This window comes from Neobacillus solisequens (genome assembly GCF_051233465.1).
Taxonomy (GTDB): domain Bacteria; phylum Bacillota; class Bacilli; order Bacillales; family Cytobacillaceae; genus Neobacillus.
In genome coordinates this window covers 67,984-82,385 of sequence record NZ_JBKFGJ010000006.1, presented here as the reverse complement: position 1 = coordinate 82,385, position 14,402 = coordinate 67,984, and the positions used below count along the sequence as shown (strand labels likewise).

The following is a 14,402-nucleotide window of genomic DNA, read 5'->3' as shown; positions in this document are numbered from 1 at the left end:
AGGGTTGACAGTATTAATAGAGGAGAAGCAGGAGGGCATTCTCAATGGTAGATAGGTATGAAAAATTCGGAGAGAAATCCGATAGAAGCATTCTCAAGGTCGAGTAGGAGGGAAAAACCCGTGGAGACGTCTGATAGAGAGCGCCTTACCCCCATAAATAAAACAACCTACTCAAATTTATTGAGTAGGTTCAAATATTACCCCAAATAAACCAAATCTTTCAGCTCATCCGTAGAAAGCTCGGTGATCCAGTTTTCGCTTTGGATGATTTGGTCGTTGAGGAATTGTTTCTTTTCAAGCATGGCGTCAATTTTTTCCTCGAGTGTTCCGGTGCAGATGAGTTTGTGCACGTGGACGAAGCGTGATTGACCGATGCGGTATGCGCGGTCAGTTGCTTGGTTTTCAACGGCAGGGTTCCACCAGCGGTCATAGTGAATGACATGGTTGGCTGCGGTTAAGTTCAATCCTGTACCGCCTGCTTTTAAAGATAGCAGGAACACGGGGAATTCTCCGTTTTGGAACCGTTCAATCATTAGATCCCGCTGCGTCTTGGGGACACTTCCATTCAGGAACGGAACCTCTACGCCAAACTGCTTTTTCAATGCACTGCGTATCATTTCACCCATTTCAATATATTGCGTAAAAATCAAACAGCTCTCACCTTGATCTAGGACCGCGTCCACCAATTCAATCAACTTCTCCAATTTATTGGAGCGTTCTAACAGTGGTCTTCCAGCAGATTTTTCCTTTAAATAAAGCGCAGGGTGGTTGCATAGCTGCTTCAGACGGCTGAGCATTTGTAAAATTAAACCCTTTCGCTCGAACCCAGTCAATTTTTCAATTTCAGCAAAAGTATCGTGAATTAGTTGTTCATATAAAGAAGCCTGTTCAGCGGTCAATGGGCAATATTCCTTCTGTTCGAGCTTGTCAGGAAGGTTTAAGGCAACTTCTTCATCCTTTTTCGTACGGCGAAGCAAGAATGGCCGAATCAACGACTGAAGCTGCTGGATTTTATCCTTCTTCTCATCCTTTTCAATCGGAATGATAAACCGCTTTTGGAATTGCCCTAAACTGCCTAGGTAGCCACGATTTGAAAAATCAAAAATAGACCACAATTCGGACAAACGGTTTTCCATCGGCGTTCCCGTTAAAGCAATGTGGTGGCGGCCCCTTAAACGGCGGACTGCCTTCGATTGCTTTGTTTGTGCATTCTTGATATTCTGCGCCTCATCAATCGCAATCGTACTCCATAACTTTGACTCAAACTCTTCCGTATCCAGATGGCTCAATCCATAAGAGGTCAGCACGACATCCGCCTTCTTAACCTTATGAGAAAATGCCTCATCCTTTAACCGGTTGGATCCATAATGTAAATACACATCCATATTAGGCGCAAACCGCTCCAACTCTTTCTGCCAATTCCCTAGCACCGAAGTCGGACAAATAATTAATGCAGCCTGGACAGAGACCATATCGGCCGGGTCTCCTTGATCCTTTTTCCGACGCTGTCTTTTAGTGGTGACAGGCACCGATGGCTGACTTTCCACAGTGGATAGATCGTTAATGGTGACAGGCACCTTTTCTTCATCAGGTGTGATAGAAACAGTGTTAACCTTATTATCGGTAACTGGCGCAAATTCCTCTTCATGCACAATAGGAATCGCTTCATTCCTTCTTTCAATGACAGACGCCGTGCTCTCCTGCTCCTTCACCTTCAGCAAATATGAAATAAGCTGAATCGTTTTGCCAAGCCCCATGTCGTCCGCAAGGCAGGCCCCAAATCCCTGCTGTCGCAGGAACCATAGCCAACTCATCCCAAGCTGTTGGTAAGGGCGGAGTTCTCCGTTCAGATCTTCTGGAACACTGATAATCGGAATTTCGTTGGTTTCAGATAGTTGGTTCATCATCTGCTTCCATTGTCGATTTAATTCAATCTGTATTTTTGCAAAAACCTTTTGGTTTTCTAAGTCATCTTCGGCTTCGCCGGATTCAACCAGCTCCTGCTCGAGGAGATCCCTGACATGAAGCCCTTCCTTTTCAGCCTTTTTCATCAAATCTTGAATATGTCGTATAAATTGAGGATCCAGCTTCACCCAACGTCCGCGAATATACACAAGCCGACGTTTTTCATCCACAAGTTTATTAAATTCATCCTCGGAAAGATCCACACCATTCATGGAAAAGCGCCAATTAAAATCCAGCATGGCATCTAATCCGACAAAAGAAGGACGGTGGCTCGATGTGCCTTTCACGGCTGCTCTTACCTTCAAGTTAGCGTTTTTCATCGCCTGCCACCAGGAAGGAAGGAGAATTTCTACATTAAGGGATACCAATGTCTCGCTTGCTTCGGTTAAAAACATCCATGCCTCGTCTTCGGTAAGTTGGGTTTTGAGGGGAGTGGGAGCAACACTACTCTCCTCATGATCACAGAGCCAAGGGATCAGCCGTCCCCATCGGGCTTCCTCACGGTCCACTCGATCTAAAAACGGCCGCCATTTGGCTGGAATTCGTTTCACGTCCTCGACATCATAGACTTCATCGATATTTTTTTTACCTCTGAGGAAGACATCGAGACTCCAATCTCCTTCGCCATCAACCGGCTCATCAAGGCGCATACCAATGGTAAACGGCACATCACTTTCCTTAATACCCACCCATTCAAGCCAGCTCTCTTCATCAAAATAACGCGATAACTCCAAGCCGGAAATGTTTTGTTTTCGCAACAGGTCAAGCTTCGGACCAAACAGTTCCTTCATCGCTGTATTTCTTGTTAAAAATGAATCAAGGGCATTGTTATACAACTCAGAAATGTAATCATGAGTTGTTGGGATACTAGTAGCAGGAAAAACAAGTTCCTGTTCTATATGGCTGTTTGGGGACAGGCTTCTATCCTCGGCCATTTCCTGCTCCCAAAAGGATGAATCAAAATCATCTTTCACACGCTCAGGCAGCTTCCAACGAAAGTTCCCATGCTCCCAAACTGAGAAATCAGGAAGCCAATCTTTCTCTATAATTCCCTCATATAGCGTATGGGCCGTAGCCAAGCAGATTTCCGCCTCTTCATTCCAATCCCATTCAATAAAGCGATTGAAGGACTCTTTAGCAAAGAGAGAAACCAGCTGCCAGCCATTCACCGCAACACCCTCAATACCATCAACAGTCTCCAGCTCGAGCAGCGTCCCGAAAAAACTTTCCTCATGGCTGCTAAAAACAAGATTCTTCCATACAAGCGGATTCAAATAATCCCCATGCTCATCCCTAGCAGTAAGAAGAAACCGTCCATCTCCCACTCTCGTCATCATCAACTTCAAAAACCTAGTCTTAAGCATAATCCTTCCATGCTCCTTCAAACGGTGACAGGCACCGTTTTAAAATATCCATAAAAATCCAAATTGTCCTCCCCACGAGGACAAAATGGCTGTTTTTGTCCACGAGCGGTGCCTGTCACCAACGATTGTCCCAAGATTATCCCTCTCGTTATCACCGCAACACCATTAGATCAACTTACTCCGTTGGCATTCTTCCTGAAATGCCCGCAGTCGTTTGGTTCTCTCGAGCAGCTCTGTTATGAAGTACTCCCAGTCGTCGACCCTGCGCAATTTTTTATACAGTGTTCGCAATTTTTTTAAGTGGCGCACGGCAACACGGTAGCTACTACGGTTTTTCTGGTCGATTTCCCGCTGTGCTGTTTGATGGAGCATTCCAAGAAGCACATCCGGCTGCTCCTTCTCCACCAGTTTTACCCGTTCTTTCGGCAAGTCATAAAATTCAAATCCAACGAACGCCAGCAGTTCGGCCCAACGGTCATATAGCTTGCGCTCGAACAACACATATTCATATTCCACAAAGCTATAGGGGAGCATGGCTAACAGCGCACGCTCATACAGATCATCCCTGTGAGTTTCTGAACAAAATTGCCCAATAGGCCGCAATGCACTTCGTACAAAGGCTGAGCTGCTTTGATAAGAATCGAGCCGTGACAAATAAGCCTTCACCTTTTGTAAAAATAAATCCAAAACAGGCTCAAGCCGCTTCCAAGCTTTGAGATCGGAAAAATAATCAAACCAATAAACTAAATAAGGTACAATGGCTTCCTCAGCCTGATTAATCAGCTTCAATGCTAAATCATCATTGCCGAGCAGGAAATATAAATGGGCACTCGTCACCTGAAGGGGAATGGGATTTTCCCAATCCTGAAGCTCTTTCAAACGATCGCCAATCTTTAACACTTCCTCAACCCGCCAGGCCTTCTGACGGAAAAGGTCATTCCACAGCAACCGGTAGACATATACCCGCTCCAGTTCAAAACCAGCCGTGCAGGTTAGAAGTTCAAAGGCATCATCCTTCAGACGTTCAATAAACACATCAAAATCAAATGGAAGGGCACGGGTTCCAATTTTTATAAGGAGATCCCGAATATCCTCGAGCATCCCATGAAACAAATGGGAATACGCTCTGCGTACCACATCCTCGTTAAAGCCCATTTCGTCCACAAAAACCGCCAATTTTCGAAACGACACAATCGCTTCGACTAACTCATATAACAGGCGCCATTCCTGCTCAATCGGAGCACTTGCGGCAACCCTTTTTCGATAAATCTCAAAAAGCTCCGGTACTATATAAGGGTTTGTATATTTTTTCGAAGCCACCAAGGTATCAAAACTAGACTCAAACGTTTGGATCCAGAGGCTATAATCCGGTTTCATGTTCCCGTTTGCCCTCACCAAATCCTTGGCTGCCTGCAAGCCCCAGCTTGCAATCGATTTTTTCTCGCGAATCGGTTCACGCCAGACCGTAACCCAATCTGACACACTGCCTACCCGGGAGTATGCAGCAAAAAAGACCGCCATTTTATGCCGGCAAATATAATCGGCAGGGCAAGAACACTCACTTAAAAGCCAAGACTCAGGATCTAGTGAAACCTTCACTGGCGCAACATCCTGTACCGTCGCAGTAATTTCCCTATTGCTCATTCGCAACTGAGACACCATCCCTTGCCGATACAGCATCAGCCCCTTCTGAACCAGCCGCACATCCTCCGAACTCCCCGCACTAATTAAATCGCTCAACTGCTCCGCCAGGCCTTGTATTTCCTCTTGTCCCTCAAACGCCTCCAAGGCCGCGACCCCCTTCTACATCAAAAAATCCATATTCCTTTATTATACCCAAAAAAATGCAGCCCGAGTAGTCGATATATACTCAACATGCGCAAAGAGACATAGAGCACTACCATTTATATTTCAATCCTAAATAAGTGGAACAACCGGCTCTTTTTAAAATGCAAAAAAAGGTGCCTGTCACCAAAACTACCACTTTGTTATCATTAAGCTAGCTAAACTTTGAAAAGTGTTTCAAAACAAAAAAATCCAGCCTTCGTACCATAAGGTAAGGCTGGATTTTGTTTAGTAGAGCCGTTTGTAGGCTGAGAAGTGCTGGGCGTAGTAGGGGCTTGATAGGTTTGAGATAGTGACGCCAGTTCCATCGTTTGCATGGATGAATTGGTTGTTCCCCAGGAAGATGCCGATGTGGGAGATTCCTGGTTTGTATGTATTTTCGAAAAAGACGAGGTCGCCTGGTTTTGGGTTGTTCACGTAATAGCTCCGGTCATAATAGCCGGCTGCTGAATAGCGGCCTATTACCTTTCCTGCTTGATTGGCGACGTAATAGATGAAGCCGCTGCAGTCAAATCCGGAAACGGTGCTGCCTCCCCAAACGTAAGGCACGCCCATTAAGCTTTTGGCTATAGTAATCATATTAGTGGCCACTTGTGCATCTGTCACTGAAGAACCCGTAGTTACTGTTGGCTTTGATGGTGAGGTTGTGACTGTAGTAGTGGAACCTCCAGACGCAGTTTTTACTGTAACCTTCAGCTTTTGCCCAACATAAATCAGGTCGGATTTCAAGCCGTTAAGAGACTTCAATTCCTGAATGGACATCCCAAATTGAATGGCAATTTTACTTAAGCAATCGCCGGTTTTAACAGTATAAATGGTAGTATTGGCACTTGTCCCTGTTGTGGGTTTCGGTGCTGGAGTTTGCGGTTTTGGCTTCGTAACTGTTTGAGCAGCGGGCGATACCTTAAGAACCTGTCCCACATAAATGACCGTTCCTTTAATGTTGTTCCATTGTTGTAATTCACCTACCGTCACGTTAAAGCGGTTCGCGATTTTAATCAGCGCATCCCCTTTGACCACTTTGTAGGTCTGTACGGTTGTCTTGGCAACGGGAGCAGTCGAAGTCTTAGTTGCCATTGGCGTATTAGTTGATACCTGAAGCACTTGATTCACATAAATCAGATTAGTGTTTAAATTGTTTAATTTCTTCAATTCTGTAACACTAGTATGATAGTTAGAGGCAATTTCCGAAAGGGTATCGCCACTTTGAACCTTATATGTATCTGCGAGAGCTGTTCCCGAAAAAAGAGTAGATAATACAGCCGTTGTCGAAAGAGTGCTAACAATTTTCTTCTTCATTTAGGAATAATCACCTCGATTTCTACAGTTTTCTCTTTATTTTACCATAGATTTCAAGTGTTTCTAAATAATTTTACAAAAATTGCCCAATTTAGCAAATAAGTAGACTTGATAAATAAGAAACTGGTAAAAATGAGGAAAATAATAAAAGAATTTATCATTTTATAGTGCGAATTGCTTGGTATTTTAGTAATATAGAATTATGGTAATTTTTTACTGAAACATATAGAAGAGGGAGAGGGGTAGAAAATGTTTCAAAAAACACTGGCAATCATCCTTACAGTTTTGCTAATTTTACCGACAGTCAGCTATGCTCAAGCACCAGAAAGCCAACAGTTGCCCACGAAGAATTTGAATGCAAAAACAGTAGATAAAGCACCAAGGCCATCGTTATCAACCCAGGCTGACTATCAAGACCCGTCAAATTATCCATTAATTGGAGAGGGTAGTTTTGTTAAGACCTTATACGATAGCTATGGTGGATACCATATGATTTATTTTGACAAAGTTACTACCTCATCCTATGGGACAAACTATCTTAATGCGAAACTACGCTATTATTCTCAGTATTCATATTCCAAGGATGGCATCGTAACGGTCGAGTTCTATACGAATCAATCGAATACTTTAAAACCAGTAGAAAATACCGAATTTGATACCGAAGGAACTTCAGCTACCTATCTAAATTCACATCTGTTAAAATCCAACTATACAAATCAACCATATATTTATATTAGGCTGGGTTTATCATCATCAACTAATGACTCCTATTATTCAGATGTCACAACGTTCAAAGTAGCAAACCCTTACTATACCGGAAGCACCACTAAGGCTGACAAATATGCAGTTATTAACAATGAATCTACCAGTCTATCAAAACAATCAACAGGTGTATTCAATCTGAAAAATATGAATTATACATTTGATCAAAATGCAAAGCCAGGCGTCTATAAAATGGATGTAAATATCCCATTTAATATTCCAAACAATCAAGACAATCAAATCAAAAAAAGCACCAACTTTATTCCGGAAAAATATATGGTGGGACAAGCCAAGAGTTTTTGGGTAACTAACCTGGTCGACAATACAAACTCGCAAATTTCTGCTAAACTGGCCTATAGCGGTACGAAAGCGAATGTTTGGGTTTATAATAATCAGATTACAACGGCAGCCGCCACCAAGCTTGGTACCGAATTTGACAATAAAATCTATTCATCAGTCACCACCAATTTTGGAAAAGAATCAGATATAAACAATGATGGAAAAGTCAATATCCTTTGCTATGACATTCAAGACGGATTTAACGGCAGCGGAGGGTATGTAGCTGGCTATTTTTGGGCGGGTGATTTATACAATACGTCCAACTCCAATAAATCAGAGATTTTTTACATTGATACCTACCCGGCTATGGGCATTGGCGCTACCAAAGACGTAACCGAAGCATATGAAACTTTGGCACATGAATTTCAACATATGGTCAATTTTAACCAAAATGTTTTAATTGAAAAATCAAGCACCGGTATGGACACATGGCTCGATGAAGGCCTTGCAATGGCTGCGGAGCAAATTTACACCGGAAAAGGGCTGAGCGACCGGATTGACTACTATAATATGTCTTCGTCTATTAAAAGCGGTCATTCTTTATTATACTGGGATAATTACGGCGATACACTAGCAAACTACTCACTGTCCTATTTATTTGGTCAATATATTAAAAAGCAAAGTGGTCAAGGGGATAGAATTTTCAAGGAAATTCTCAGAGATCCAAATAATAACTATAAAGCAGTAGAAGATGTGGCTAAAAAGTATATTGATTCCAATATTACTTTTGGAAAATTAATGACTGACTTTAGGATTGCTCTATTATTGAAAAAATCAACCGGTTTATATGGGTTTAAGGGGGATACTTTTTTCAATTCATTAAAGGATCGGATTTATTCCGGTAATTCAGCAAGCCTGCGTGGCGGGGGATCCATTGTTACAACGTATAGTTCAGCAGTAGGCTTAACGATTCCAAAAGATAAAGGAGCGAATATCACCTATACGACCTTGAACAAGGACGGTAATGATGTAACACCTCCGGCAGTCCCAAAAGTAGCGACAGTGACCGATAGAGCGACCGTGATCAAAGGGACAACAGAAGCATATGCCCGTGTAACCGCAAAAGTAGGAACCACAAAAATTGGCAGTGCCACTGCGGATAAGACTGGAGCGTTCTCTATCCCAATCGCAAAGCAAAAGGCAGGAACCATCATTACAGTGGTCGCACAAGATAAGGCCTATAATGAAAGCTCCGCAAAGGTTCTAGTAGCGGCTGCCTATACACAGGTAAACATCCAGCTAAACGGTGTGAACTTTACCAAAGGATATACGGGCGGGGGCACCACTTATATTCATTTTAAAGCACTGGATACGTTTAACATCCCTTATAAATATAAAGGGAACGGAGTATTCGATATTCAAGGCCGTACCGTAAATGGACAATCTATCAACGGTGCCATGTACCTCCGTTGGTCCACAATCGCCCCAGGGAAAATTACGTATGAAAAAATCACTGGCGGCTATAACTTTATATACACAAAATAAGGATGCACAGTCACCTGACATTTCAGGTGGCTGTTTTAATGGCTGTTACAAAAATTCAAATTAAAAAAGGGGCACCACTTATCGTTTGGGGGATCAGGATGAAGGACAAATTCCCCTTAAATTTTTAATAGAAATGAAGAAAACCTTGCAAGAGTAGCAGGGTTTTTTTCAACTGGTGGTCTTTCCAATCAAATAACACTCTATAAAAAAAAAAATATGGTAACATATAGTAATAGAGAATAATGTCGGATTCTCCAAGAATCCGGAAAGGCAAGTCGAAAAACCAAAATAGGAAGGAGTTTATGATGAAAAAACTACTCACAATGTTCGTCATTGCATGTGTCTTGCTAGGCTTGGCCCCGAATATGACATCAGCAGCCGCTGCACAAGAACCAATCTTACAGGTAAAACTAGTAAACTATTTAAAAAATAAGACTAGTATTTCGATGAAGGTATCGGGAACGTATTATATCAAAGAAAAATCGTACCGATTAAGCACTTCTAAAACGTATACACTAAAGGTGGCATCTGGTCTTGTCAGCGTTTATGATGGATCAACCAAGCTGGCATCGGCCACAACGCTTACCATTTCCTCATCCAATCGAAATGACCATGCACTGTTAAATAACCGCGATTACTTAGGAAACTTCAAGCTTTCAGTTGAGAACTCCATATATGTGAGTGTCGTGAACCTTATTTACCTTGAGGACTACATAAAATGTGTCGTACCGGCAGAGATGTATGCTTCCTGGAATAAAGAAGCCCTTAAATCTCAGGCCGTGGCTGCCCGATCCTTTGCTTACTATTCTAAAGATAAGGTGATCAATGATTCGCCAGCCAACTACCAAGCCTATGAAGGAACCTCAAAATTATATCCGAATTCTACAGCAGCTACACAGGAAACAGCAGGTGAAATTCTTACCTATAACGGGGCTGTAATCCAAGCATTATTCTCTGCATCCAATGGCGGGATGACACAGAACAACTACAACGAATACGGGTCTCCGGCTCTTCCGTACTTTCCTATTAAAAAAGACACGTATGATACGAAACTTACATGGAACCCGGTTATTCATAAGAAGCAAATGTATATAACGTCTGTGGATTTGCGCCACCCAGAACTTTGGTGGGATAAAATCAATGAGACAGATCCAACGATATCTAAAAACATCAAAGCTTGGCTAAACAACAATGGTTATAGCAATAAACAAATCAAAATGGTCTCCATACCAAAAGTGGCCTTCTATGAAAAAGACAGCAGTGGCAGAGCCATCCGAGGCGATCTCACCATCACTTTTTTCGTAAAAGATAAACGGGATTCAACAGGCAAGCTGGTCCTGCAAACGGTGAAGAAGACAAACGTCATTGCCGATCAGGTCCGGGATATCATAGGCAGGAGCATCATTCCGAGCACGTTAATTTCGAGTGTTACCGAAACGACCTCAGCTTTTTCGATTAAGGGGTCAGGAAACGGCCACGGAATTGGATTAAGCCAGCATGGAGCCAATAACCGTGCTAATGCAGGAATATTATATAAAAGCATTTTAACCTTCTATTATCCTGGAACAGCATTGACTAAGGCTTATAGTCAAACCGTTTCACCGGATTTGGAACCAACGACTTACCAATCCATTAATATCCAATTAAACGGAGTAACCTTTAAAAACGGATACAGCAAGGATGGAGCCACCCATATTCACTGGTCAGCCTTAGATCAATTGAAAATACCGTACACCAATAAAGGGAACGGGTTATTTGTAATCAACGGAATTCAGGTACAAGCAGCAAACATAAATAATGATTGGTATATTAAATGGTCCCAGCTAGCTCCGGGGAAAATCACCTACGAAAAAATAAATGGCGGATATAATTTCATCTATTATAAACCGATAACGATTCAATTAAACGGCACTTCCTTTAAAGAGGGATACAGCAAGGACGGTGCCACCCATATTCATTGGACAGCCGTAAACGTATGGAAAATGCCATACACGGATAAAGGAAACGGACTATTTGTGATTAACGGGCGTGAAGTGCAAGCTGTGAAAATCAACAATGATTGGTATTTCCGCTGGTCTCAAATAGCTCCAAACCACATAACGTACACAAAAATTACGGGCGGCTATAATTTTATTTACCAACCATAAAAGATTGGGACTGTCCTTTCTATCTAGAGGGAAAGGACAGTTTGTTTATACATTTTGATCTATAGTTATGAATAGGTTTATAATTACATATTCGACATCTTTCGACAATTTTCGCTCTTTACCACCCCCGGAAATAGTGATACACTATTTTTTGGTCAGCATAATATTTGACTAATTAAAAAGGGTGATACATTTTGAAAAAATATGTAAAATATTGTTGTAAATACGTATTTTTTTGTTAACCGCATATAAATCTAATGGAACAATAACATCATTATAATGATGTTATTGTTCCATTAGATTTTATTTTTAAACAAAATTATTTAGATTTACGAATATTTGTATCATAAATAGTTATTATATTGAAATGTGAATAGGTGAACATGGAAATAAATTGGAAGTAATCAGAAATTTCTTAACTGGGAATTGAATGTAAATTGTTTGGGTCTATTTTCTTTATAACTTTTGGCGTGTAATATTATGTATGAAAGTTGCTTTTAAATTATAGGCTGTGTTAAAGAACAGTGTTGATTTTTTTACACTCTGTTGATTGGAGCGGAAATCAACAGACAAGTTTAACAGAGCCAAATTATATAAGCACAGTAGAGATATAATAAAGGGGATCAATAAAAGGGGAAATACTATGAAAAAGGTATTAATTATATCCCAACATTTTTATCCGGAGATAGGAAGTCACGCAAATCGGATTAAAAACCTATATATCCAGTTGCGAGACAATCAATTTGATGCGAGCATTTTGACAACTGAGCCTTCTTACCCAAATAAGAAGATCTATGAGAGAGAAGAATTTTGGGATGAAGAGTCATTAAATGATCAAGATGATCGTATTCAGCGAATTGGAATTAGAAACAGAAAGTATTCCACAAGTTTTTTTAATCGTTTATTTTATTATTTGGAAATAGCTTTTAAGTTTATATTGCACATTTTAAAAGATAAAAATAAATACGATTATATTATTGTTACATCTCCTCCTATTTTTACTGGACTAGTTGGGCTTTTTGCTAAATATAGATACAAAAGTAATTTTATTTTGGATATTCGTGATTTATGGCCTGAATCTCTAAAGGGAGTTGGCGTGTTTGCGAATCCCCTTGTGTTAAAGAGTTTTGGCGTTTTAGAAAAAATGCTTTATAAACGGTCAGACAAAATTGTGATCAACAGCTTAGGCTTTAAAGAGTACATTCAGAAAAAAGCCCGAATTTCAGAATCTAAAATCCTCTTTATTCCAAATGGCGTCGCCAATGATGAAATAGCACAATCCATCAGAAAAGAATCCGATACTAGGAAAATTGTTTATGCCGGAAATTTGGGCCTTGCACAAAATACCGAGTTAATCAATCAACTTGTACCTCTTTTAGCGGGTTATGATTCACAGTTGACGATTATCGGATATGGTGTAAATAAGAACCAGGTGCTAGAGTCGGTAAAAAACCATAAAAATGTCCAGTTCATCAAGCCTATGACGAAAAAGCAGTGCCTAAAGGTCATTGCTGATCATGATTTGGGATTGGTAACGTTAAAAGATAAAGAAGTATTTAAAACGGTTTTGCCAGGTAAAATTATTGATTATCTGGCTTGTGGTGTACCCGTTATAGGCGTATTGGACGGTTATGCCAAAGAATTAATCGAGAGCGAAAAAGTGGGAGTTGCCATGAATGACAGTGACCCGCAAGTTATTTTCTCGCAGATAAAACGATTACTTGAGGACAGGCATTTAAGAGAAGAAATGGCTCAAAATGCGCTGGAATTAACCTATGAAAAGTTTAATTTTGAAACTAATATTTATAGTTTATTAGAATATATGGATGATTCAATCTTAATTGAACAAAGGAATGATTGTGAAGATGTCAAAGAAGGTTTGCATGTTCGTCTGGAATCACTTCACAAATGATGCCCGGGTCTTACGTGAATGTACCGCGTTATCAGAGGCCGGGTACGAAGTGGATTTATTATGTATCCATGATCCAAATGACCCAAACTTGCCAAGATTTGAACAAAAAAATGATCGTTTCAGAGTGCATCGGTTAAGACGCTACCCGATTCCTTTGGAAATGGTTCAAAAACTCTTTAGGTACTCCAAACAAAATAAAGTGGTTGGAGCTCTTATAGTGCTCTTGTGGGCCTTGTTGATTTATGCATCCCCGATTGTGTTTTCCATCCTTACGGTCTTACTGGTCGTTTTGTTGAAAACAAAATTGAAGGCGATATGGGTAAAAGGCAGCTTGATCCTCGGTATGATTTTAAAAGGACTCCAAAAGGACTATGATATTTATCATTCAAATGATTTAAATACACTGCCACAAGGTTATATTTGTTCAAAGTGGCGTTTCAAAAAGAAGAAGCTGATTTACGATTCACATGAGGTCCAAACCAGCCGTACTGGATATGCCAGTCCTGTTTACGGCAAGCTGGAGGGTTTTCTCATTAAAAGAATCGATGAAATGATTGTGGAGAACCATACTAGGGCAAAATATAATGAAGATTTATATGGTTTTTATCCGCATGTCGTTCATAACTACCCGTTTAAACAAACGGTTCAAAGCGATGAAAAAGTGGATTTACATGAAATCTTAGGCATTCCTAAGTATGAAAAAATTCTGCTTTATCAAGGCGGGATCCAAACTGGCAGAGGATTGGACAAACTTGTCCAAGCCGTTCCACTGTTTAAGGAAGGAATCCTTGTGTTGATTGGTGATGGAAAAATAAAAAAAGAACTGCAAGCAATGGTTCAAGAGATGCAGCTGGAAGACAAGGTGAAGTTTCTTCCAAAAGTGCCGCTTGCCGAACTACCGAAATATACAAGAAATGCTTATTTAGGTTTTCAAGTTCTCAATAATGTTTGTTTTAATCATTATTCAGCATCCTCAAATAAATTATTTGAATATATGATGGCGGGCATTCCTGTTGTAGCCTGCAGTTTTCCTGAGATACAAAAAGTGGTTGAGGGGGATCAAACAGGAGTTAAGGTTGATTCACACGACCCTGTATCGATTGCCAATGGTGTAAATTGGCTTCTAGACCATCCTGAAGAGCATAGTGAAATGAAGCGTAACTCGCTTAGAGCCAGCGGCAAATATAATTGGGAAAACGAGCAAAAGAATTTACTGGAAGTCTATTACAATAGCGAGTCGATACAAGAGGCTTATATTTAATAACAATAGTAAAAATTGGAGGC

At 40.8% G+C, this 14,402-nt stretch carries 7 protein-coding genes; 4 read left to right on the top strand and 3 right to left on the bottom strand.

The features are described from left to right. Positions 1-197: 197 nt before the first annotated feature. The 3 genes from ACI3K6_RS07895 to ACI3K6_RS07885 form a co-directional block, all read right to left on the bottom strand. Positions 198-3,329 carry a DEAD/DEAH box helicase gene (locus tag ACI3K6_RS07895; protein ID WP_435554398.1) on the bottom strand — a complete coding sequence of 1,044 codons (3,132 nt, stop codon included), beginning with the start codon at positions 3,327-3,329 and terminating at the stop codon, positions 198-200. 165 nt (positions 3,330-3,494) lie between these two features. After that, positions 3,495-5,033: an SWIM zinc finger family protein gene (locus ACI3K6_RS07890; protein WP_435554397.1), complete on the bottom strand. Its 1,539-nt coding sequence runs from the start codon at positions 5,031-5,033 to the stop codon at positions 3,495-3,497. Positions 5,034-5,402: 369 nt separating this feature from the next. Beyond that, complete coding sequence (locus ACI3K6_RS07885; RefSeq protein WP_435554396.1) at positions 5,403-6,473, bottom strand: C40 family peptidase; 1,071 nt, start codon at positions 6,471-6,473, stop codon at positions 5,403-5,405. Between the two features lie 249 nt (positions 6,474-6,722). Here ACI3K6_RS07885 and ACI3K6_RS07880 point away from each other — a divergent pair, with 249 nt between their 5' ends. The 4 genes from ACI3K6_RS07880 to ACI3K6_RS07865 all read left to right on the top strand — a co-directional run bounded on the left by ACI3K6_RS07880 (position 6,723) and on the right by ACI3K6_RS07865 (position 14,379). Beyond that, positions 6,723-9,059 carry an Ig-like domain-containing protein gene (locus ACI3K6_RS07880; protein WP_435554395.1) on the top strand — a complete coding sequence of 779 codons (2,337 nt, stop codon included), beginning with the start codon at positions 6,723-6,725 and terminating at the stop codon, positions 9,057-9,059. Positions 9,060-9,364: 305 nt separating this feature from the next. After that, positions 9,365-11,206, top strand: a complete 1,842-nt coding sequence (locus ACI3K6_RS07875) for a SpoIID/LytB domain-containing protein (protein WP_435554394.1) — start codon at positions 9,365-9,367, stop codon at positions 11,204-11,206. Positions 11,207-11,849: 643 nt separating this feature from the next. Beyond that, positions 11,850-13,118 carry a glycosyltransferase family 4 protein gene (locus ACI3K6_RS07870; RefSeq protein ID WP_435554393.1) on the top strand — a complete coding sequence of 423 codons (1,269 nt, stop codon included), beginning with the start codon at positions 11,850-11,852 and terminating at the stop codon, positions 13,116-13,118. Further along, positions 13,072-14,379 carry a glycosyltransferase gene (locus ACI3K6_RS07865; protein ID WP_435554392.1) on the top strand — a complete coding sequence of 436 codons (1,308 nt, stop codon included), beginning with the start codon at positions 13,072-13,074 and terminating at the stop codon, positions 14,377-14,379. Before ACI3K6_RS07870 ends, ACI3K6_RS07865 begins: the two co-directional genes overlap by 47 nt. Positions 14,380-14,402: the final 23 nt, after the last annotated feature.

Coding starts and splice junctions, on each gene's coding strand:
- ACI3K6_RS07895 (WP_435554398.1), bottom strand. CDS start 3,329: ATGCTTAAGACTAGGTTTTTGAAGTTGATGATGACGAGAGTGGGAGAT.
- ACI3K6_RS07885 (WP_435554396.1), bottom strand. CDS start 6,473: ATGAAGAAGAAAATTGTTAGCACTCTTTCGACAACGGCTGTATTATCT.
- ACI3K6_RS07880 (WP_435554395.1), top strand. CDS start 6,723: ATGTTTCAAAAAACACTGGCAATCATCCTTACAGTTTTGCTAATTTTA.
- ACI3K6_RS07875 (WP_435554394.1), top strand. CDS start 9,365: ATGAAAAAACTACTCACAATGTTCGTCATTGCATGTGTCTTGCTAGGC.
- ACI3K6_RS07870 (WP_435554393.1), top strand. CDS start 11,850: ATGAAAAAGGTATTAATTATATCCCAACATTTTTATCCGGAGATAGGA.
- ACI3K6_RS07865 (WP_435554392.1), top strand. CDS start 13,072: ATGTCAAAGAAGGTTTGCATGTTCGTCTGGAATCACTTCACAAATGAT.